We start from the raw sequence: 21,726 nt of genomic DNA, 5'->3' as shown, positions 1-21,726 counted from the left end.
AAAATTTTAGTGGCTTTTAAATTTGGTTTTAAAAAAAAAGGTTGTTTTTGGTATCAGCACGCGGTTTCTTCCTTCGGCCCGGCCCTGATGGACATATACAGGAAGTACCCGACGACCCCGAACGTGATAATGGGCGATACGAAACTGGGGATCTCAAAGCCGAAACTGTCGAGGATCATGATAATACCCAGACAGAAGATCGAGTACATCGCACCGTTTTTCAGGTACCGGTACTTCTTGATCGAGTCCACGTTCCTGATCGTGATTTCCCGGACGATGAACGCCCCGATACCATTGCCGATGATGATGAGCGGGACTGCCATCGTAAAAGCAAAGGCGCCCAGCACCCCGTCGATGGAGAACGTCGCGTCGATGATCTCGAGGTAGAAAATCTTGCTGACATCCGTGATGTTGCCCGAGACCATCTTCCGCTCCTGTTCCTCGGCATTCTGCCGGAAACCGTGGACGATGAAAAATGCGGTTGACCCGATCACTGCCCCGAAGGCCATCATCGGGTTTTTCCCAAGCGCCAGCCAGACGATGGCAGCAAGGAGGATGGAAACGATGGCAAAGAACCAGACGCCTTTTGTGGCGATATAACGCTCGCCGCGGAGACCAAACGCCTTCTCCTCTAAAAAGAGCCAGTGGAAGAAGAGGAAGATTAAGAAGATACCGCCGGCGATCAACAGGATGGGGGCAGACTGTCCGATTGCGGCTACCACGGCAGGATCGCTTGAGAACGTCGCGGTGAACGCTCCGACGGGGCCCAGAGACGGGGTGGACATCCAGACGATCAGCCACGGCAGCGCACCCCGGATCACAAAGACGGCAAACAACAGTCCCCAGACGAGGAACCAGCGCCGCGCCTTCTGCGACATCGTCGAGAGGACCTCGGCATTGATAATGGCATTGTCAATGCTCGCGATGGTCTCGAACAGGCAGAGCCCGGCAATGATCAGGATTATGGAAAAAATATCCATGAAACAGGATCAGTTTGGCACCATACCGGTATAAATCCTTGGTGAAATATCCTTTTTTTCAGCCTCATTTTCTCCCGTCTTCTGATCTCCTTTGCGCCGACAGGCACACGTGGTACCGGTGCTCTTAAAAAGGCAGACGGCTTACTCCGGACTATAATCAGGAGCTAAAAAATCGCATGGTCTTTTATTGCGAGCAGTGCGGGGAATGCTGCAGCCACCTGGGGCTGGTGCACAGTATCACCGAAGATCACGGGAACTACGAGTTCGTGGTCTTCAACCGGTACACGAACGAGTCTGATGTCGTGACCGTGGATACTGACAAGAAGGCCATTTTTGATGACAAGAGCATCTTTGAGATACTCCCCGAGGCCTGCTCGTTCTTCCGGCACCAGCCGGGCTCGGAGAAGGCGTTCTGCACGGTGCACTTCACCCGCCCTGAAATCTGCCGGGACTACGGTTGCTGGCGGATGCTTATCCTCAACCGGTCCGGCCGGCGGGTGGGCAGGATCATGTTCTCGCGGTATCTCTGCTGGGAAGACCCGCTGGTTTCCCGGATTTTTGAGGAGTGTATCGACCCGGTGAATGAACCGGATGACGCCCGGTGGGACGAGTTGGTGATCCGGGTGCTCACGGAGCGGGGGTATGTGGTGAGGAAGTGAAGGGTAGCCCCTCGGTCCCACCCATCAGGCCACCGTTTCCTGTGGATTTCTGATGGCAGCTACCATGTTCAGAAAAAATTGGGAAGGAGGTACCCCCACGATCATGGTAGGAGTATACCTCCCTCTCTTCCTTCTTGGGGTGTGAGTGCGAGAGTTTCCCGCAAGTGGCTCCTTATATGTAAATCCGGTGTTTCCAGTGGAGCCCAAGCGGTACCGTAAAGGAGGCAGATCGATCAAAAGAGCGTAAGTGAGCACCTTTCCGTGCATTATTTTGTGATATCCTGTGGGATACTATCATTATCCCCCCGCGTCAGGCAGACGGGGTTCCGTCGCCAAACACCGGTATGTCCCGGAACGCGACCGCATCAAAGAGCCCGCGGTCCGTGATCCGCAGCGCCGGGATCACCGTGAGCGCCAGAAACGAGAGGTACATGAACGGCTCTGCGATGCCCCCCATTTTTCCGGTTGCCTCCCGCAGGGCATTCAGCCTCGTAACGACCTCGCTGGCGGGTAGCGTCGACATGAGGCCGGCACAGTCCAGCGGGAGTACGGTTACCTCAGTTCCGTTTACTGCTGCCATCCCACCCTGCGCCCGGATCACCGCATCGATGGCGGCAAGGATCTCCTCATCTTCCGTGCCGGTGGCGATGATGTTGTGCGCATCGTGGGAAACGCTTGCGGCAATCGCACCCACCTTAAAGCCGAATCCGTGCACAATCCCGGTACCGATCCCCGGCCTGCCGTACCGGTTGCAGACCACGACTTTGAGAAGATCCCGTTCACGGTCGGGGAGTGCGGCCGTATCCAGATCGAAGCGCAACGATTCAGTGATGATCTGGTTGGATACAAGCCCAATAACCCGCGCCGGCCCGCGCCCATCAAGGTGTATCTGTTCCCATGTTGGCGTGGTACACCGGACCGTGGCAGGCAGGGAAACAATATCAGCTGGGACGGGATATGCCGCTGCCGGTTTTCCAAAGTGGAGTGTTTCTTTTACGATAAACGAAACGGGGTCGTCAACAATACAGAGATCTGCCCGCCGGCCCGGTACGAGTGCCCCCCGATCCAAAAGCCCGAACCGTTCTGCAGCTGAAAGCGTCGCCATCCGGATTGCAAGCTCAGGGTCCAGCCCGCAGCCAACGGCAGTCCGGATGCATCGGTCGATGTGCCCTTCCTGCGCGAGAAGATCGGCATGGCAGTCATCGGTTGCAAAGCTGCACCGGGACACGTTCTTTTGTGTGACCATGGGGACGAGCGCCGCGATGTTTTTTTCGGTCGACCCTTCACGGACAAAAATATACATCCCGCGCCGGAGTTTCTCTTCTGCCTCTACCAGTGTCGTGCATTCGTGGTCGCTCTGGAGCCCGGCAAGAATATAGGCGTTTAAGTCCATGCCGGCAAGAAGGGGTGCATGGCCGTCGCGGATACCCGAGAGCACAAGTTTTTGCTGGATTGCCGGGTCTCTCGCGAGCACCCCCGGAACGTTCATCATCTCGCCCAAACCAAGGATACCCTCGCGCCCGGTAAATGTGGCAAGTGCTTCAGCATCAAGCGAGGCACCGCCAATATCCAGAAGGGTTGCCGGCACGCAGGACGGCAGCATGTATCGGATATCCACCGGGGCACCGGTACGGTCGGTCAGCATGTATTCGATCCCCCGTTTCCCGGCAACATTTGCGATCTCGTGGGGGTCGGCGATCACGGTTGTCGTCCCGTGGGAAGCGACAAGCCGGGCATATTCCTGTGGGACAAGCAGCGAGCTCTCGATATGGACGTGAGCGTCGATCAGGCCCGGGACAACGTATGCTCCGTTGAGATCCCGCTCGCGGATGCCCCGGTACGAGCGGCCGATCCCCACAATGATACCGGATTTTATCGCAATATCGTTATGCTCCCAGGTACAGGAAAAGGCATCGAAAAGCTCTGCGTTACGGAACACCACGTCCGCCGGCTCCGTGCCACGTGCTGCCGGGATCAGGTCTGCATATGGCGGGGTCATAGTTTAACTGTAATATCCCGGATGACGGCAGTCTCGCGCTGGCCGTTCGTGGTCAGGTACACGTAGATCTTGTACCTGCCCGGGTCGAGACGGAGCGGGATCGTGACCGTGTTATCAGTACCGGTCAGCGTGACCGTCGTCCCGGTGGTCAGCAGTTCGTGCTGCTCGAACTCGTTCAGTTTATAGATCCGCACCTGGATTCCGGTATCGACCGGGTCGCGGTTGTTCGTGATTTTTACGGTCAGGTTGCCGGCCCCGTACGATACGTTCCCGACCGAGAGGGTTGTACAGCCGGCTGCCGCAAGGAGCAGGACCAGTAAAAAACCAAAAAGCAGGCACGAACGTCCAGTCATACTTCTGTTGTCAGGCTATATCCATAAAAAGTTATAGCTTTGTAGATGCAAGTTCCGTTTTGATCCTGAATTTCTGGTATGTCTTTTGAGAATCCGGATCATCTTTCGGCAGGGACAGGTATACCAGTATGGGAATCCATGTATGTTCAAGCGGGAATTTTTTTGTCTCTTTAAAAAAAGTCCCCTTTGGATAGCGATCAAAGAGGTTAGTCTCCTTTCTGAGCCATATGCCGAATATTCAGAAATTATCTCCGTGATCGTACGGCCCGCCAGCATAAAACATCACGGTTTTTATACGCAACACGCCAGAATTATGTGTGGACAAAGGGGATCTCTACACACTTATTGGTGGGTTTGTGGTAATTCTGGTGATTGCCGTGATCGCACATACCGGTGCACTTTCAAAAGTTCCGTCACTGCCGTTTTCCGGGAGCACCCCCGCCGTACATGCAACCGAAGTACCTTCCTATCAGGTCACGGTTGTGACATCGTCACCCACGCCTATTCCTGAAGTGAACATGACTCCCCGGTCACCGGATTCACCGTATCGGATCTTTTATACGAGCAACCCGTTCACGTACCCGGTCGTTCACCTGCCCGCACACATGGAGACTTTTGGGGCGTCTGATATTCCCCTGCGTGAGACGTCTCCCATTATTCCCTTTGCTTATATCGAGGAATCGCGGGGCGGCCTCACCCAGATCTTTTCGGTGCCCTACGAAGTCTGGGTATTAAATATCAGTGTCACTGCAGACCGGCAGCCTCAGTATACGATGTTCCGCATGGTGCTCTGCGATGCAAAAGGGAATTTCCTGCAGGGTGCCGAGATCCAGTATCCCGGTACCATGTATAAGGTTGTCCGGACCCCGGGCAAGGGGATGTATATGATCATCAGCACCGATTCTGTCGATTCGTTCCGGATCAGCCTGGAAACACCGCTGCGGTTCTATGAAAAAGACCGTACCAGTACCTGACCCTTAAGATACAATCCCGTGAATGTAATTGGATAATTAATAGTGGGCGTACGCTTTCATCAGGATTTTCAGTCGATCTTTTCCACAATTACCCGGACGCGGTCACCGGCTTTGAACAGATGCCCTTTGGGGATGTCGATGTTGAACCAGAGGACACCGGGTGTATCCTGTGTCGGGTCCTGTGACATCAGACAGTCCTTCTGCTCATTGATATCCGCGACAAATTCAATGGATGATTCAAACTCTAATGTTGGCATAATAAAAGAAGGAGGTGATGATTAAAAAATTTACATGGCACGGGGCGTGACCATCCACGTCGTGCTGTTCGAATAACTCCACCGGATGATAGATAACTCCTTGCACATATCGGCAAGGATCGCCATATTGGTTCCCACTTCCTTGGGGGATAAACCGAGGTCCTTTGCAATGTATTTGGACTTGAAGTAGTGTTTACCTTTGGTTATCCCTGAGGTGAGATAGGAAACAATTTTGTGCTGGGTTTCGTTATACTTCTCTCGTATCTTCTTACCTGTAGACATGTTTCGCCTCAGCATTAGCAAATCATATAGATCAACTTCTATATATATATAGCGGACGATACTGGTAAAACTTATCCTTTTTTTTTACAACTTTGCCACAGATCTGACCAGAAACTATATTATTCGGCTAAATCTGGGGCGGAATTTTATCCGGATAAGATATTTGTAAATTCCGTGATTCCGGGGATTTAATTAAGTTTAACCGGAAAAAGGGAACAAATCCTCACTGCTGTACCGGTGCGTCGCCGATCTTCCTGATAAGAGCCTCGAGCACCACTTCGCGCATGCCCTCCACGAACTTGATGCTGCCGACCACCAGATGTCCGCCGCCCGAGATTCCGCCGCCGGGGATCTCGTTATGCAGGTCACGGACCATACGGGGGATGTTCATATGCACGCCCTTGGAGCGCAGCACGGCAAAGTCCGGGCCAAAACCGATCGTGACGACCGACTCTCCTTCGTTCTGTTTACAGAGCAGATCGTGAACCTCACCAGAAGTCTTACCGGGTGGCGGGAAGGTGAACTTGTGGGCGTGGATCTCCACATCGATCAGGAAGAGGTGCGCAGCGTTTGGCAGGATCCTCGAGACGACATGCGGCATGCAGGCACTCAACTGGTCCTCGATCATCTTATTTGCCCCTTCGACAAGGAGGTTGACCAGTTTTGTATGGCGTTCCTTGTTCCCGACCAGGTTAAGTATGTCTTTGACGATCTCCCGACCGTCATTGAACCGGAGCCAGAACTGCTCGTAATCAAGCGCAAGCGCGATGTCCTTGCAGGTCTGCTCGGAGTACTGGTCGCTTACGAGCGCGAGATACAGGGCCCGCTCGGGCGCCTCGCTCCGGTCACCGACACCGGCAATCGCCGGGAGGTGTTTGATGATGGGCTCAACCTTGGGGTTGATCAACCGAGCGACTTCGGTCCCGAGCATCCCGGCCGTTACCCCAAAGTCCCCGCCAACATGGTACGGGTTGACGTGCCCGACAAGGTACTTGTCGATGGTCGCATCCGGGTGGTGGTGGTCGATAACGACAAACGGGATATCGTAGACGCTTGCGATCTTGTAGGACGCTTCGTCCTCCTCTGTCGAACCGTTGTCGGTAAGGATCACAAGAGGCATCTTCTGGCCGAACCGTGCGTGGTCTTTGAGCGCGAAGTCAAGATCCCTTGTGATATCCTCAATCTCGTAGAATGGAGCCTTTGACGGGGCCCTCTTGAAGAGGTAGTAGTCGGCGTCAAAGTCCCCGCCCGACTCCTTGATAAGCGCGACAACCGCCTGTTCTATGGCGACCGCCGAACAGATGCCGTCAGCATCCGCGTGGTGCCGAAGGATGATCGGCTGCGCAGTAAAGACCGCTTTTCTGATGATCTTTGCAACCTTCCGCATCTCGGGCATCAGGCTGTCGAGCACGTCGCTTTTCACAAGCGGCTTAATGGTCTCCGGTTCGGCGCGTGCATCGAGCGCTGTATCAATCCGCACCCGGACGGTCGTCTCTTCATCACCGGCGAGTGCGGCAACCGCATCGGCTTCTATCTGGAGCTGATTGTTGCGCATCATGACCTCGCCGATAACTTTCACGATCATGTTGAGCTCGACCTCAGGATAGGCCCGGACACCGGCTTCAATGAATGCTGCAACGTTCTGGGTACCTGACTCATCCACAATGGTAAAGATCGTGGGCCCGCTTGTCTGTTTGATCTGGGCGACCTCGCCCTCAATGGCCACGGTCTTTCCCTGTTTTGTAGCAAGATCTGCGATCCTGACAGTCGTTGACGTGCGTTCGACCTGCTGGACCTGGTAGACCGGGATCAGCAGTTCTTCAAGATCGATATTTCCGTTGGGGCGGATCTGTCGGACCCGTACGAGGACGCTGTCTTTTTCCTTGTGATCGGCTTTCATGCTTGTCTTGTGCACAAGTCCCTTGATCCGGTCGTTGAGCTGGACAAACATCCCGAATGTTGCAAAACCCTGGACTTTCCCAAGATAGATTTTTCCTTCTTCGACATCGGACAGGTCGCAGCCCGCGGCCAGCCGGTAAACGATAATATCAGTATCTGTCTGCATTTTCTCTCTCCACACGCAAGCGAAACGGACGATATAGGTAAGCGGCTTATTTTTTATATGTTGTATCGTTCAACGTTGTACGCACGCGGCAGTGCTGCGTGTACCATGAATGGTTACCTGAAGATTATGTTAGTTCCCATTCCCGCACCTGTTTTTGCGGGAAGGAAACTGTATGGAAAAATGGTATAAAACGGGGAGTCCGGGGACATCAGTCCCGCCAAGTGACTTCCAGCATAAACCGATCTTCGGGAACAAGAACCGTCCCGGCAAACACAGCCTTGGCCTCATTTGCGTGGTTCGCAGTATCAGTATACCGGGAACTGATATGGGTAAGGGCAAGTGTCCGTGCGTTGATTGCTGCTGCTGCCTGCCCGGCCTGCGCAGCGGTCGCATGGTAGAATTCAGCGGCGCGTTTTGCCTCGCTCTCATCGTACGTTGCATCGTGGATGAGGAGATCCGCTTCCTTTCCGTATCCCAGAAGTGCCGGGATCACGGGGCGTGTGTCACCGGTATAGACAATCTTCCGCCCCGGGCGCGGAGCTCCCATCACATCAGAAGGCACAACCTCCCGTTCAGAACCGTCTTTTGTCACCCGGATCGTCTCCCCGCGCTGGAGCCGACCAAAAAGCGGCCCGGGCGGCACGCCGAGTTCAATTGCACGGTCCCGGTCGAACCGGCCCGGCCGCGGGTCTTCTTCGAACACGTACCCGAGTGCCGGCATGCCGTGGCTGACGGCAAAACCGGTCACTGTGTAGCCGTTAAAGCGTACCCACGATCCGTCCGAAAGTTCGACCGAATCAAGGGTAAATTTCAGGTTGAACCGGCTGATCTTTTTGAGGGTCTCGACAAACTCATGTACCCAGTTCGGGCCGTAGATAGTCAGCGGCTCGGTGCGACCGTTGAACGACAAGGTTTGGACAAGTCCGAAGATACCAAGGAAGTGATCTGCGTGCCAGTGCGTCACAAAGATGGCATCGACCGTAAATCCGCACCGGGCCCGCATCATCTGCTGCTGCGCCCCTTCCCCGCAGTCAAAGAGGAGTGTGTCGTTACCGCGCCGTATCATGATGCAGGAGGGGTTGCGCACCGGAGTCGGGAGAGCCCCGGCAGTCCCGAGGAAATAGACCTGAAGAGTCTCACCGCTCATACAAACACCTTCGAAAAAACGGCAAGGCTCTTTTTTGCTTCCTCAACCGAACGCCCTTCGACAACAATCACGCCGCTGTACCGGGTGGCAATGGTTTTCCCCACGGTCTTCCAGTCGATGGTGCCGTCACCGAGCGGGAGGTGTTCGTCGGAGACCCCGTGATTATCATGGATATGGACGTGGTTCGCATGCCCGATATTGGAAAGAAACTCAGGCACTTTCCCCAACGTGTTTGCGTGCCCGAAATCGAACGTGAGACCGATGCCTTCAATACCCTCTGCCATCCCCATGAGTTCCCCGGCGTCCCGGCAGAGAAATTCTTTCTGGCTTATCATATTCTCGAGGCAGGCAAGTACCCCGTGCTCTGTTGCACACTTCCCGATCCGGCGCAGGGCTTCTTTCTGGAGTTCCCAGACTTTCTGGGGCAGGAGTTTTCCTGCGGGGGAGAGGTAACCGGGATGGATGGTGACCCGGTCGGTGAGATCTCCTGCAGTCTTGATGCAGACCTCGATCTGCCGGATGGACTCGCGCCAGATCGGATCGTTGAGGGTTGCAAGGTTGAGATCGCCGTAGGGTGCATGCACCGTAATCCCAAGCTGGGTACTTGCGATCACCTCTTTGATCTTTTCAAGATTTTCCGGTTTTTCCAGCCTGTAGTTTCCATCCGCGACGATCTCCCAGCCAGCATAACCGGCCTCTTCAATGCCGTACACCCACTGGATGTCGTCCCAGACTTTTGCCGATGATGAGAAATACGGGCGGAGGTTCATGCATTACGCTCCATGCTTCTGATCAGCTCCGTAACGCGTGCGGTAAATTCGTCGAGGCTGCCATCGTTGTTGATCGTGATATCTGCCAGTTTCAGTGCGTTTGCAAGACCCCAGCCCAGTTCGCGCTCGTCCCGGGTCCTCAAGCCCTCTGCGGATCCCACATCATCGCTGCGCTTTCGTTCGCAGAGACGCTCCAGCCGTTTTAAAAACGATGTTTCAATGGCAATAAGATGAAAATCAGGGAAATTTTTTCGGAAGACCTGAACTTCAGCGTCGCCCCGGATACCATCAACAAGGACAAGCGGGGCGGACTGCTCTTTTATTGCGTCAACGCAGAGATTGGCAATCGCATCCATGCCCCTTTCGGCACGGAGACGGTTTGCCGTCGCCCCGAGGTTTGCATCGGTGGGAGGGAGGCCGGCTTTTTTTACCGCTTTCCTAATCACATCGCCCATGACGACGACCGGGATCCCAAGCCTCTCCGCTATCTTTGAGAACTCACCTTTACCGCTTGCGGGAAGCCCGACGACTCCGATCACTTTCATAGACAATTTCACCTCCTTCGCGCGTACGGATCAGGACCCTGCGCGGGAGTCCGTCCGCAACGTTTTTTAGTTCTTTTTCCGAGAGCGGGGGAACGCTTTCGGTCACACCCTGCTGGAGGATGAGATCGACATCGCCGATTTCGGATGCGATGATGGCAACCTCGTCATCGTAGCCACGGAAGAGTGTGACGACGACCTGGAATTCGGGCAGCGCCCCGTTCTTGTGCGCTTCGGTACAGAGGGCAAGGGAGCGCTGCACGTTCTTTACATAATTTCCCCCGAGAAGGTTATTATACCGCGCCCAGCGGGCCTTGATATCGAGCGCTACGCGGTCGAGCAACCGGTCCCTGATGAGTGTCTCAAGTGTGTCAGGAAAGACGCCGTTTGTCTGGACACCGGTTGCTAGCCCAAGGTTTCGTACCGCGCGGGCGAGCGCGACAAGCGCGTCCTTCTGCATGGTAGGCTCTCCTCCGGAGAAGACCACGCCGCTAATCGCAAGTTTCGAGCCGTTGATAAGCGCGATAACCTCATCGATCTCACGAAAATCCTGTCCGTTAAGGATCGCGGCGTTCTGGCAGTAGGTGCAGCGGACCGGGCAGCCCCGGAAAAAGACAGTGCAGACCGACCGGCCCCGCCAGTCGACTGTTGAGAGCGGAACAAAACCACCGTAATTCAGCTGGATAGCATCACCGTTAAGGATCATTTTGAGACGGGATTATTTAGTGTACTGGGTGGCGGCGCTGCTGCCATGCCACGAATGGTTTCCTTTTTTGTTCTGCTCATAGTTCCCTCGAAGCCGCGTATTCCTGTTATTATTGGTGACCGGAACGCATAATGCTGCCCGTTTGCATCAGGGAAAAATCCTGTGGCAGGAAAAAAAGAAAGATCGTTATTAAAATTTGAAATACCGGTTTACAATCTTGATGGCGCAGAAGTCCCCGCACATCGTGCAGCCATCGGTATCGGCCGGCATTCGTTCCGCCCGGATCTGCTTTGCCCGGGCCGGGTTCATGGCGACAGCGAACTGGCGTTCCCAGTCGAGATCCCGGCGGGCATGACCCATCTCGAGATCTGCTGCCCTTGTCTTCTTGAGTTTTACCATATCTCCGACATGGGCGGCGATCCGCGAGCTCATGACACCCTCGTACACTTCCTGAGGGTTCGGGAGAGCAAGGTGCTCGGCGGGGGTCACGTAGCAGATGAAATCGGCGCCCAGCGAGGACGAGATTGCCGCACCGATGGCGGCGACCCGGTCGTCATAGCCCGGCGCGATATCGGTCACGATCGGCCCGAGCATGTAGAACGGTTTGTTGTTCGTAACCCGCTTCATGAGCTGGACGTTTGTTGCGATCTCGTCGATCGGCACATGGCCCGGACCTTCAACGATCACCTGCACGTCCTGCGCGTGCGCCTTGTCCGCGAGTTCCGCATTGATGAGCAGTTCCTGGATGCCCGCCCGGTCGGTCGCATCGTGGATGGCTCCTGCCCGCATGCCGTTTCCCATCGAGAGCGTAACTTCGTGTTCCTTCATGATCTCGAGCAGGTAGTCAAACTCTGAATAGAGCGGGTTCTCCTTTTCGTTGTGGAGCATCCACGCGGTCATAAATGCCCCGCCCCGGGAGACAAGCCCTGCGTGTCGGCCCTGGTTGCGGAGTCTCTTTACCGTCTCCCAGTTGATGCCGGTGTGGATCGCCATGAAGTTCGTGCCGAGTTTTGCCTGCTCGGCCGTGATCCGGAAGAGGTCGTCCTCTTTCATGTCGACAACGGCGCCGTTCTTCTTGACCGCCTCGATGAATGCCTGGTACAGCGGGACGCTCCCTACGGAGAGGGTGGTATTGGCAATAATCTGTTTTCGGATCTCGGCAAAATCCCCGCCTGTCGAGAGTTCCATGAGGGTGTCGGCACCGGCCAGTTCGGCCTGTTTTGCTTTCTCAATCTCCTCGGGAATATTGACAATATCTGTTGAGGTCCCAATTGAGGCATTCACCTTGGTGCGGAGGCCCTCGCCGATACCGCAGATCTTCACTTTGCGGTAAGGAGAGACCGGGATCACGATATGGCCTTCGGCAACGCTGCGCCGGACAAAGTCTTCGGTGACTCCTTCCTGCGCTACGACCTGCTTCATCTCATCCGTCACGATGCCGCGCTTGGCATCAGCAATAATACTCATACATTACCGGTAGCACGAAAGGACAAAATAAAGGCTCGGTTTTGCATTTCCTGGCGAAATCTGACTTGTTATGTGAACAAGTAAAATTGATTTTAGGAAAATAAGCCGTGGTTGTGGTGAAAGGGGCACGCAGGTATCATGGCACTCCGCTGCCCTGACTGGTGTTTTTATAGGTCGCCACAGCAAATCAAAGGATTAAAAATATCACGGGTCTCCGATGTCAGATACAGATACGGATTTCTTCGAGGTAACGGTCAAAGAGGCGGCGCACAACGACGCAAGCCGCGGGATTGCACGGCTCAGCGTTGATGTAATGAAGAAACTCGGGCTTGTGTCCGGCGATGTTATAGAAATTATGGGAAAGCGGAATGCGGCTGCGATTGTCTGGCCGGGTTTTGCCGAGGATATCGGTTTTGCCATCCTGCGCATAGATGGGAGTATCCGGGCGAATGCGAATGCTGGTATTGATGAAAAGGTGAAAATCCGCAAATCGGAAGCTGTGTACGCCACAAAGGTGGTGATCCAGTCGGCCCAGCAGACCCGCCTTGTAGGGGGGGAGCAGTACCTATCGAGGGTCCTGCGCGGTCGGTCGGTCGTAGAAGGGCAGATGTTGCGCATCGATATCATCGGCAACTCTGTCACGTTTGTCATCGTAAGGGTTTCCCCGAGGGCCATTGCTATCGTCTCCGATGATACGGAGATCGAACTCAAAGAGGAACCCTTCAATCCCGAAGAGGGCAAACGGGAGATTTCCAATATCCAGTACGAGGATATCGGTGGGCTCGAACGCGAGCTCCAGCTCGTCCGGGAAATGATCGAGCTCCCGCTGCGCCACCCGGAGATCTTTGAAAAACTGGGGATCAAACCCCCCAAGGGTGTCCTGTTCTACGGTCCCCCGGGCACCGGTAAGACCCTGATCGCAAAAGCGGTCGCAAACGAGGTCGATGCCCACTTCATTTCTCTTTCCGGTCCCGAGATCATGAGCAAGTTCTACGGGGACAGCGAGAAGGCCCTGCGCGACAAGTTCCACGATGCGGAGGAGAATGCACCATCCATTATCTTCATCGACGAGATCGATGCGATCGCCCCGAAACGTGAGGATGTGCAGGGCGAGGTAGAACGCCGCATCGTTGCGCAGCTGCTCGCGCTGATGGACGGTCTTGCCGGGCGGGGGCAGGTCATCGTGATTGCTGCGACAAACCTCCCGAATTCCATCGATCCGGCGCTGCGTCGGGGCGGGCGGTTCGACCGGGAGATCGAGATCGGTATCCCGGACAAGAAGGGCCGGCTCGAGATCTTCCAGGTGCATACCCGGGGTGTCCCCCTTGCAAAGGATGTCGATATCGCTGCCTTTGCCGAAACAACTTTCGGGTTCGTTGGCGCGGATATTGCGCTTCTCGTGAAAGAAGCGGCGATGAACGCGATCCGGAAGATTATCCCCCTTATCGATATCGACAAGGAGATCCCAAACGAGGTCATCGACCAGCTCAAGCTCACGAAAAGTGACTTTGACGCCGCACGAAAAATTGTCCAGCCCAGTGCTTTGCGGGAAGTCCTCATCGAAGTTCCTGATGTCTCGTGGGAAAATATCGCAGGTCTTGACGAGATCAAGGGCACCCTCATCAAAATAATCGAAGGCCGGTTGCATTATCCCCAAATCTTCGAAAAATTAAACTACAAACCGCCAAAAGGCATCCTGCTTTTCGGCCCGCCGGGGACTGGAAAAACCCTGCTTGCAAAAGGCATCGCGAGCAAGCGCCAGCTCAACTTTATCTCGGTAAAAGGGCCCGAACTGCTCTCAAAAGGGGTGGGCGATTCTGAAAAGCATGTGCGGGAAGCGTTCCGAAAGGCGCGACAGTCCGCGCCCTGCATCATCTTCTTTGACGAGATAGACGCGCTGTTCCCTAAAAGGGGTACGGTCAACGATTCCACGCATGTCACGGAGAGTGTCTTAAGTCAGTTCCTGACCGAACTCGATGGTGTCGAGGAATTAAAAGAGGTGTTTATCATCGGCGCGACCAACCGTCCTGACTTGCTCGATCCTGCCCTCCTGCGCCCGGGCCGGCTTGAAAAACACCTGTACATTCCCCCACCCGATGAAGCGGCACGAAAAGCGATCCTTGCAACGTACCTCAAGGATCTGGAAGAGGTTCTCGATCCTGATGTAAACATCGATGAACTGGCCGCAAAGACCCGGTTCTTTGTCGGGGCCGATCTGGAGGCGCTGGTGCGCGAGGTAAAGGCGCTCGTGATTGACGAACTGACCCGGGACGCTATCTCCAGAGAAGATGAGAAAACGCCGGAATATGTCATTAAAATTACGCGACAGCATTTCGACACCGCGCTTGAGAATATCAAAGGCACGCTCGACGGCACTGACTTCGAGCGGTTCGAGCAGAAGTCTTGGGATCTTCTCTACGCGAAAGGGAAGCGCGACCTCCTGTACCAGGCCGTCAACCTCGTCAACCAGATCGAGTACCTGAAAGGAAAACATGCACTCGGCGATGAGATTGTCCGGCAGGCCGACGAGCTCAGGGACCTCGTCTACTGGCAGAGAAAATCCTTCGACGCGATCCAGGAACGCACCGATGAGCTCAGGCAGGCGCTTGAGATATTTGTCCGGAAGAACCCGGCAGCCTGAACGGGAATGTGCCGGGCAGTCTATCTGCCGCCAATCGTGACAGGATGAAATAACTTTATATACTATTTTATACTAACCATTGGTAAACCATCCGAAAGGAGGATTATGATTATGACAGATTCCAACGGCGTAAAACTGACTGTACGGAATGCTGAATCAGGAACCACCTGTAAGGAGCGCCGGTTATCATGAACTTCAATAATTTCACCATCAAATCACAGGAAGCCATCCAGAAAGCCGAGGAAATAGCAACGGCAAAAGAGAACCCGGCTGTTGAGACTTCCCATATCATGAAAGGGATGTTGATGGTTGATAAGAACGTCATCCCGTATCTCCTCAAAAAGCTGCAGGTGAACCTCGATGTCTTCATCCCGGCGCTCGACCGCATCATTGACGCATATCCCACAGTCAGTGGCGGAGAGCAGGTTTACTCCAGAGATGCCCTAAAGGCCATGCAGAAAGCCACTGCCCTTTCCCAGGAGTTCAAGGATGAATTTGTCTCTCTTGAACAGATTCTCCTTGCAATTTATTCCGTGAATGACAGCACGTCGCGGCTCCTGAAGGAGAACGGGGTTACGGAAAAGGCCCTGCGTGAAGCCATCATCCAGCTGCGGAAGGGTTCACCCGTGCAGAGCCAGGATGCTGAAGCAACCTATAATGCCCTGGAAAAATATGCCCGCAACCTTAACGATCTTGCCCGGAACGGGAAACTCGATCCGGTCATCGGTCGTGACGAAGAGATCCGCAGGGTGCTGCAGATCCTTTCACGGAGAACGAAGAACAACCCGATCCTCATCGGGGAACCGGGTGTGGGAAAAACAGCCATTGCCGAAGGTCTTGCCCACCGGATCATTGACGGGGATGTACCGGAGAACCTGAAAACCAAGCAGATTTATGCCCTCGACATGGGAGCCCTGATCGCCGGGGCCAAGTTCAAGGGAGAATTTGAAGAACGGTTGAAAAGCGTGATCAAGGAAGTGATATCCGCTGAAGGGGAGATCCTCCTTTTCATTGACGAGATTCATACCCTGGTCGGGGCCGGAGGTGGCGAGGGCGCAATGGACGCCGCCAATATCCTGAAACCCGCGCTTTCACGGGGAGAACTGCATGTCATTGGCGCAACGACCTTAAAAGAATACCAGAAATATTTCGAAAAGGACAAAGCGCTCGAGCGGCGTTTCCAGCCGGTGATGGTGAATGAGCCGGATACACTGGATGCTATCTCAATCCTTCGTGGGATTAAAGGGAAATACGAAACCCATCACCATGTACGAATCAAGGATGAGGCGATCATTGCCGCCGTTGAACTTTCGCAACGCTATATCTCCGACCGGTTCCTTCCCGACAAAGCGATCGACCTGATCGATGAGGCTGCTGCAAAACTCCGCCTCGAGAGAAACTCGAAACCGGAAGAACTGGAAACGATTGAGCGCAGGATCCGCCAGCTGGAAATTGAACGGGAAGCCATCAAACGTGAGAAGGATAAAGAAAAGCTGAAGGTATTAAATGAAGAGATCGGGAACCTGACCGAGGAACGAAACCGGCTGGAGGCGAAGTGGCAATCGGAAAAAGAACTTGCAGACCAGATACAGGCGCGTAAGGATGAGAGCGAGAACCTGAAATATAAGGCCGAAGTTGCCGAACGCAACGGCGATCTCGGCAAGGTGGCAGAGATCCGCTACGGTCGTATCCCGGAGAACGAAAAGGTCATGGAGGATCTGAAGGAAAAACTGACCGGGCTGCAAAAGGATTCCGCGCTGGTGAACGAAGAGGTAGATGCAGAGGAAATTGCCGAAGTGGTCTCACGCTGGACCGGGATCCCCGTGAGCAGGATGCTGCAGAGTGAAAAACAAAAACTGCTGAACCTCGAGGCCGAACTCCACAAGCGTGTCGTAGGCCAGGATGAAGCCATTGGGGCAGTGTCCGATGCAATCCGCCGGAATCGTGCCGGGTTGCAGGACCCAAAACGTCCAATCGGTTCTTTCATCTTCCTCGGGACGACCGGTGTCGGGAAGACAGAACTGGCAAAGGCGCTCGCAGAATTCCTGTTCAACAACGAGAACAGCATGGTGCGGATCGATATGTCGGAATACCAGGAACGGCATACCGTGTCACGGCTGATCGGCGCACCGCCGGGCTATGTGGGGTACGAAGAGAGCGGGCAGCTGACCGAAGCGGTCCGGAGAAAGCCCTATTCCGTGGTACTGCTGGATGAGATCGAAAAAGCCCACCCGGATGTGTTCAACATCCTGCTGCAGGTCCTTGACGACGGACGCCTGACCGACAACAAGGGCCGCACGGTGGATTTCAAGAATACCATCATCATCATGACATCGAACATCGGGTCGCACCTCATTCAGGAAAACATGGAAAATGTCACTGACAAAAACCGGGACGAGGTATTCGAACGTACCCGACAAGAGGTGTTCGATCTGCTCAAAAAGACCATCCGTCCCGAATTCCTCAACCGGATCGATGAAGTCATCATGTTCAAACCGCTTACAAAGGATGAGATCCAGACGGTTGTCGAGCTCCAGCTGGGAAACGTCCAGAAAATGCTTGGGAAGAGCGATATCAGGCTCAGGGCAACAAAGAAAGCCATCCAGTTCATCGCTACCCAGGGCTTTGACCCGCAATTCGGTGCACGGCCGATCAAACGTGTGATCCAGAAAAACCTGCTGAATGAATTATCGAAAATGATCCTCGAAGGAACAGTACATAAAGATAAGGAGATCGTGGTTGATGAGAAAGAAGGAAAACTGATATTCAGGAACACCTGATCTTAAAACCTGCAAGCCGAAGCAGTAAAAAAAAACAGAAGCACTGGACAAGCATATCAAAGAAGAAAACTAACGGAAGAACCTGTAATGAGCATCGACAACAAGGATCTTTTCAATGCGATAAACGGAATGATGGACCGGCTGATTGCTGAAATGGGGGAGAATTCTCCCTCAATCCAGCCGCATATAATCGGTTACCGCATCGTCATCGATGGCGTGCCGGTAGCGCCCGGGACGTCCGGATCAGCGCCGACCGACGGGGCCGATGAACCGGCACCCGAGGTGTACCGGATCGGCGACGAGGTTTGCGTGGTCACAAGCCTCCCGGGGGTAAGTGAGGAGAACCTGAACCTTAATCTCGACGGCGAGACACTGGTCATCGAGAGCAGCAGCAGCCTGCGCTCCTATCATACCACCGCAGCCCTGCCGCCCGTTGACCCGGTAACCATGAAGCATGCCCTCAGACATGGCGTGCTTGAGGTAACGTTTAAAGCCCTGCCGGAAACGGTGGATACCGGCATAACCTCAGAGCCGGAAAAGACCAGTTAACTTTTTTAACACGTTTTGCACTCTTCCTTGGGTCAGGAATAATTTTGTTGGGGTTTGCACAGGAAATCCACGGATCAAACTAATAATAATCCTGATAAACCTCCGGGTCAAACGACTACCCACAGACCCGGACACCGGTCCGGGTAATTCGGGGAGAAACGCCCATAGTGGCGGGATCCGGTGGTAGTTATGATTCTCAAAGATTTCCTTACACAATCCGGAACGGAAAAAACCCTCGCTGAACTCATCCTGTTTTTAAGCGAACAGGCAGATCCGGTAAAAAAAGGCTTCCTTACGACCTGCATGAATATCTCGGCCTGCGGTACCCGGAACATGTTTGGCGAAGACCAGAAGCCCCTTGACAAGTATGCCGATGACGTGTTTGTCCAAAGTCTCAAGAAATCCCGCCTTGTCCGGTACATCGCAACCGAAGAGCAGGATACGATCATTGAGGTCAACAACGCAAAGAATAATTTCGGCGTCGTTATCGATCCCCTTGACGGCTCCTCGCTCCTTGATGTGAACCTCTGCGTTGGCTCCATCATCGGCATTTATCCCGGCCATGTCCTTACAAAAGGCTCGGCCATGATCGCCGCCCTGTATATGCTGTACGGGCCCCTCACTCTCCTGACCATTACCACCGGACACGGCGTCCATGAATTTGTGAGAGATGAGTCCGGCGAATTTGTGCTGCGCGGGAAAGATATCCGGATCCCGGACGGGAAGATTTACGCGCCCGGGGCGCTGCGCAGGGACTGGCTCCCGGCTCACGCCCGGTGGATCAACGATCTTGAAAACGCCGGCTACAAGCTCAGGTTCAGCGGCTGTTTTGTCGCAGACGTCCACCAGATCCTCCACAAGGGTGGGGTGTTCACCTATCCGGGATACAAGGGAAAGGAAAAGGGAAAACTGCGGATCCTGTATGAGGCAAACCCCATGGGTATGATTGTCTGCGAAGCAGGCGGGGCAGTCAGCAACGGGAGAACCGATTACCGGGAGATTACACCGGAAGCGATCGATCAGGTAACGCCCATCTACATCGGTGGCAAAAAAGAGATTGGCCAGATTGAAAAATATATGAGGGAAGGATAAGTATACTCAAGTGAGGATCAGCATGAACGCACAAACCTTTGGTCCAATCCCCGGTTCGACCATTTTCAACGGAATTTCCGGTAAGAAAGCCATTATCATGGCGGCAAATACCCGGATCGCAACCGTCGCCGAGGGAATTTTCAAGGCAGCAAAAGATTCCGATTCTGCGGTTTTCATGGAACTTGCCCGGTCCGAATCCGATCTCAAAGGGGGATACACCGGGATGACGCCACAGGTATTCTCGGAAAAGATGAATGCAGCGGCAAAGGCGACCGGTTGTGACGTCTGGGCGCTCCACGCGGATCACATCACAATCAAGAAAGGCGATGCCGCTGAAGTCGAGGGGACAAAGCAGCTGATCGATGCGCAGGTAAAAGCCGGGTACACCTCTTTTGCCATCGATGCGTCGCACATCTTTAACTTCGAAGGGAAAAATGTCCGGGAAGAGCTGGAGGAGAATATCCGGGTCACCTCGGACCTTGCCCGCTATATCCGGCAGAAAATGTACGGGAAGGAATTCGGTCTTGAAGTGGAAGTTGGGGAGATCGGGAGAAAAGACACGGAAGGTCTTGTCCTGACCCGGCCGGAGGAGGCCGTCGAGTTCATCAAAGCCCTCAGCGAAAACGATGTCCACCCTCACGTGCTTGCCATCGCAAACGGCAGCTCGCACGGCCACACATACGACGCGAACGGGAACGTCATCGAACAGCTCTCCATCGATATCCCCCAGACAAAGGCAATTGCAAAAGCCCTCCGGGACAACAACCTGCATGTCGGCATCGCCCAGCACGGCATCACCGGCACCCCCCGGGATCTCATCAACCTGCACTTCCCCAAAGGCGACATCATCAAGGGCAATGTCGGGACCTTCTGGCAGGACGTGGCGTTTGGCACCCTGAAGATCTATGAACCTGTCCTCTACAAGGATATCATGGACTGGACACTGGAGAAATACCGGCCCACAAATCCCGGCAAAAAAGATCGCCAGATCATTGACGGCAACTGCAAGAACGCCATAAAGGAATTCTATAAAGAAATTTATTCTGTCGATGAAGAGACCAACAAGGCCATGCAGGCAATGGCCTACGCGGAAAGCCTGGTCTTTTTCAGGGCGTTCGGGTCGTACGACACGGCGTCAGTCATCAGGAAAGTTTTACACTGACCCCCCCATATCCCAACATCTCATTTTTTCCACAATCTTTTAGTGTGTAGGGGCTATCTCATACTGTGAACGCTTATGCCAAAGACCACGATCTCTGTCATTAAAGCGGATGTAGGGAGTTTTCCCGGCCACTCCCGCACCCACCCCAAGCTGCTTGAAAAAGCGGCACAGATGCTCAGGGCCGAGAAGGGCAAACTCTTAACCGACTCCTTTGTCACCCACTGCGGTGACGACCTCGAACTGATCATGACCCACACCCACGGGGTCGACAACGAGAAGGTCCACAAGCTTGCGTGGGAAGTCTTCATGGAATGCACGAAGATCGCAAAAAGCCTCAAGCTCTATGGTGCAGGCCAGGACATGCTCGCCGATGCGTTCTCGGGGAATGTCAAGGGCATGGGCCCGGGCGTTGCCGAGATGGAATTCGAGGAGCGTGGTTCCGATCCGGTCATGGTCTTTATGGCCGACAAGACCGAACCCGGCGCGTGGAACTTCTACCTGTACAAGATCTTTGCCGACCCGTTCAACACCGCCGGCCTTGTCATCGACCCGTCCCTGCACGAGGGTTTTGTTTTTGAGGTCCACGATCTCATCAAAAAGCGCAGGATCAAATTCACCTGCCCCGAAGAGAGTTACAGCCTGCTCGCCTACATAGGCGCCCCGTCACGGTACGTGATCAAGCACGTGTTTAAAAAGGACGGGACCATCGCTGCATCGACAAGCACCCAGCGCCTCAATATGCTGGCCGGTCGGTACGTGGGAAAGGACGACCCGGTCATGATTGTCCGGGCCCAGAGCGGCTTTCCCTCGATGGGCGAGGTGATCGAGCCGTTTACCATCCCCGTGCTCGTCGCTGGCTGGATGCGCGGATCGCACCACGGCCCGTTCATGCCGGTCGGCCTCTGCGATGCCAACTGCACCCGGTTTGACGGCCCGCCCCGGGTCATCTGCTTCGGTTTCCAGATAAACAATGGGAACCTGATCGGTCCGGCCGACATGTTCGATGACCCCGGGTTTGACCGGGTCAGGGCGCGGTGCAATGAGCTCGCGGACACGATCCGTGCACAGGGTCCCTTCGAACCTCACCGGCTCTCACTCGAAGAGATGGAGTACACCACGCTTCCGGCTGTTGAAAAGAAACTGGCAACGCGCTGGGAATCTATAGGAGACTGATTTTTTTTAGATGCCCCGGGTGCTCTGATAAAATGGGAGAGGGGATCCCGGCAAGCCCCCCTCTTTCAGGGTGTCATTTTCTCCCGTATCACCACCTGTTCTAGCAAACTTTAATTATCTTACGACCC

Annotated in this window: 19 protein-coding genes; 8 read left to right on the top strand and 11 right to left on the bottom strand. The window is 54.4% G+C overall.

All coding sequences use genetic code 11. The annotated features are described in order from the left end of the window. Window positions 1-53 precede the first annotated feature (53 nt). Entirely contained in the window at window positions 54-980 is a 927-nt protein-coding gene (locus QZN75_RS09790; protein WP_292428072.1) for a DUF475 domain-containing protein, read from the bottom strand. Between the two features lie 176 nt (window positions 981-1,156). On the opposite strand from QZN75_RS09790, the gene QZN75_RS09785 reads away from it, so the two are divergent. Next, on the top strand, window positions 1,157-1,639 hold the full coding sequence (locus tag QZN75_RS09785; protein ID WP_292428069.1) for a YkgJ family cysteine cluster protein: 483 nt from the start codon (window positions 1,157-1,159) through the stop codon (window positions 1,637-1,639). Between the two features lie 310 nt (window positions 1,640-1,949). Here the strand turns inward: QZN75_RS09785 and ade are convergent, their stop codons facing one another. Both ade and QZN75_RS09775 read right to left on the bottom strand, forming a co-directional pair. Beyond that, a complete protein-coding gene (ade, locus tag QZN75_RS09780) occupies window positions 1,950-3,638 on the bottom strand; it encodes an adenine deaminase (RefSeq protein ID WP_292428066.1) in 1,689 nt (562 codons plus the stop codon). Then, the gene (locus QZN75_RS09775; RefSeq protein ID WP_292428062.1) at window positions 3,635-3,991 is read right to left on the bottom strand and encodes a hypothetical protein; all 357 of its coding nucleotides are present in this window, start codon (window positions 3,989-3,991) and stop codon (window positions 3,635-3,637) included. Before QZN75_RS09775 ends, ade begins: the two co-directional genes overlap by 4 nt. A gap of 317 nt (window positions 3,992-4,308) precedes the next feature. Between QZN75_RS09775 and QZN75_RS09770 the strand changes: the two genes are divergently transcribed. After that, window positions 4,309-4,965, top strand: a complete 657-nt coding sequence (locus QZN75_RS09770; protein WP_292428059.1) for a hypothetical protein — start codon at window positions 4,309-4,311, stop codon at window positions 4,963-4,965. Window positions 4,966-5,033: 68 nt separating this feature from the next. Here the strand turns inward: QZN75_RS09770 and QZN75_RS09765 are convergent, their stop codons facing one another. The 8 genes from QZN75_RS09765 to thiC all read right to left on the bottom strand — a co-directional run bounded on the left by QZN75_RS09765 (window position 5,034) and on the right by thiC (window position 12,201). Further along, on the bottom strand, window positions 5,034-5,222 hold the full coding sequence (locus QZN75_RS09765) for a hypothetical protein (protein WP_292428056.1): 189 nt from the start codon (window positions 5,220-5,222) through the stop codon (window positions 5,034-5,036). Window positions 5,223-5,252: 30 nt separating this feature from the next. Next, entirely contained in the window at window positions 5,253-5,504 is a 252-nt protein-coding gene (locus tag QZN75_RS09760; RefSeq protein WP_292428054.1) for a hypothetical protein, read from the bottom strand. Between the two features lie 223 nt (window positions 5,505-5,727). Further along, a complete protein-coding gene (locus QZN75_RS09755) occupies window positions 5,728-7,569 on the bottom strand; it encodes a DHH family phosphoesterase (RefSeq protein WP_292428051.1) in 1,842 nt (613 codons plus the stop codon). Window positions 7,570-7,777: 208 nt separating this feature from the next. Beyond that, window positions 7,778-8,716, bottom strand: a complete 939-nt coding sequence (rnz, locus tag QZN75_RS09750) for a ribonuclease Z (protein ID WP_292428049.1) — start codon at window positions 8,714-8,716, stop codon at window positions 7,778-7,780. Continuing rightward, complete coding sequence (locus tag QZN75_RS09745; RefSeq protein WP_292428047.1) at window positions 8,713-9,486, bottom strand: sugar phosphate isomerase/epimerase family protein; 774 nt, start codon at window positions 9,484-9,486, stop codon at window positions 8,713-8,715. The genes rnz and QZN75_RS09745 overlap by 4 nt, the downstream gene beginning before the upstream one ends. Continuing rightward, window positions 9,483-10,031 (bottom strand): dephospho-CoA kinase, encoded by a 549-nt coding sequence (locus QZN75_RS09740; RefSeq protein WP_292428044.1) that lies wholly within the window; start codon window positions 10,029-10,031, stop codon window positions 9,483-9,485. The genes QZN75_RS09745 and QZN75_RS09740 overlap by 4 nt, the downstream gene beginning before the upstream one ends. Continuing rightward, window positions 9,991-10,734, bottom strand: a complete 744-nt coding sequence (locus QZN75_RS09735; RefSeq protein ID WP_292428041.1) for an anaerobic ribonucleoside-triphosphate reductase activating protein — start codon at window positions 10,732-10,734, stop codon at window positions 9,991-9,993. The genes QZN75_RS09740 and QZN75_RS09735 overlap by 41 nt, the downstream gene beginning before the upstream one ends. A 189-nt stretch (window positions 10,735-10,923) precedes the next feature. Continuing rightward, a complete protein-coding gene (gene thiC, locus QZN75_RS09730) occupies window positions 10,924-12,201 on the bottom strand; it encodes a phosphomethylpyrimidine synthase ThiC (RefSeq protein ID WP_292428038.1) in 1,278 nt (425 codons plus the stop codon). Between the two features lie 217 nt (window positions 12,202-12,418). Between thiC and QZN75_RS09725 the strand changes: the two genes are divergently transcribed. The 6 genes from QZN75_RS09725 (at window position 12,419) to fbp (ending at window position 21,598) form a co-directional block, all read left to right on the top strand. Continuing rightward, window positions 12,419-14,842, top strand: coding sequence for a CDC48 family AAA ATPase (locus tag QZN75_RS09725; RefSeq protein WP_292428036.1), 2,424 nt, complete (start codon window positions 12,419-12,421; stop codon window positions 14,840-14,842). 188 nt (window positions 14,843-15,030) lie between these two features. After that, window positions 15,031-17,622: an ATP-dependent chaperone ClpB gene (gene clpB / locus QZN75_RS09720; RefSeq protein ID WP_292428033.1), complete on the top strand. Its 2,592-nt coding sequence runs from the start codon at window positions 15,031-15,033 to the stop codon at window positions 17,620-17,622. 87 nt (window positions 17,623-17,709) lie between these two features. Next, window positions 17,710-18,171 carry an Hsp20/alpha crystallin family protein gene (locus tag QZN75_RS09715; protein WP_292428030.1) on the top strand — a complete coding sequence of 154 codons (462 nt, stop codon included), beginning with the start codon at window positions 17,710-17,712 and terminating at the stop codon, window positions 18,169-18,171. 189 nt (window positions 18,172-18,360) lie between these two features. Further along, a complete protein-coding gene (locus tag QZN75_RS09710) occupies window positions 18,361-19,263 on the top strand; it encodes a class 1 fructose-bisphosphatase (protein ID WP_292428028.1) in 903 nt (300 codons plus the stop codon). A gap of 22 nt (window positions 19,264-19,285) precedes the next feature. Next, window positions 19,286-20,425, top strand: coding sequence for a class II fructose-bisphosphate aldolase (locus tag QZN75_RS09705; protein ID WP_292428026.1), 1,140 nt, complete (start codon window positions 19,286-19,288; stop codon window positions 20,423-20,425). A gap of 75 nt (window positions 20,426-20,500) precedes the next feature. Next, complete coding sequence (gene fbp / locus QZN75_RS09700; RefSeq protein WP_292428023.1) at window positions 20,501-21,598, top strand: fructose-1,6-bisphosphate aldolase/phosphatase; 1,098 nt, start codon at window positions 20,501-20,503, stop codon at window positions 21,596-21,598. The last annotated feature ends 128 nt before the right edge of the window (window positions 21,599-21,726 follow it).

The organism is Methanoregula sp., assembly GCF_003170075.1.
GTDB lineage: Archaea > Halobacteriota > Methanomicrobia > Methanomicrobiales > Methanospirillaceae > Methanoregula.
This window is presented reverse-complemented; position numbering and strand designations above follow the sequence as displayed.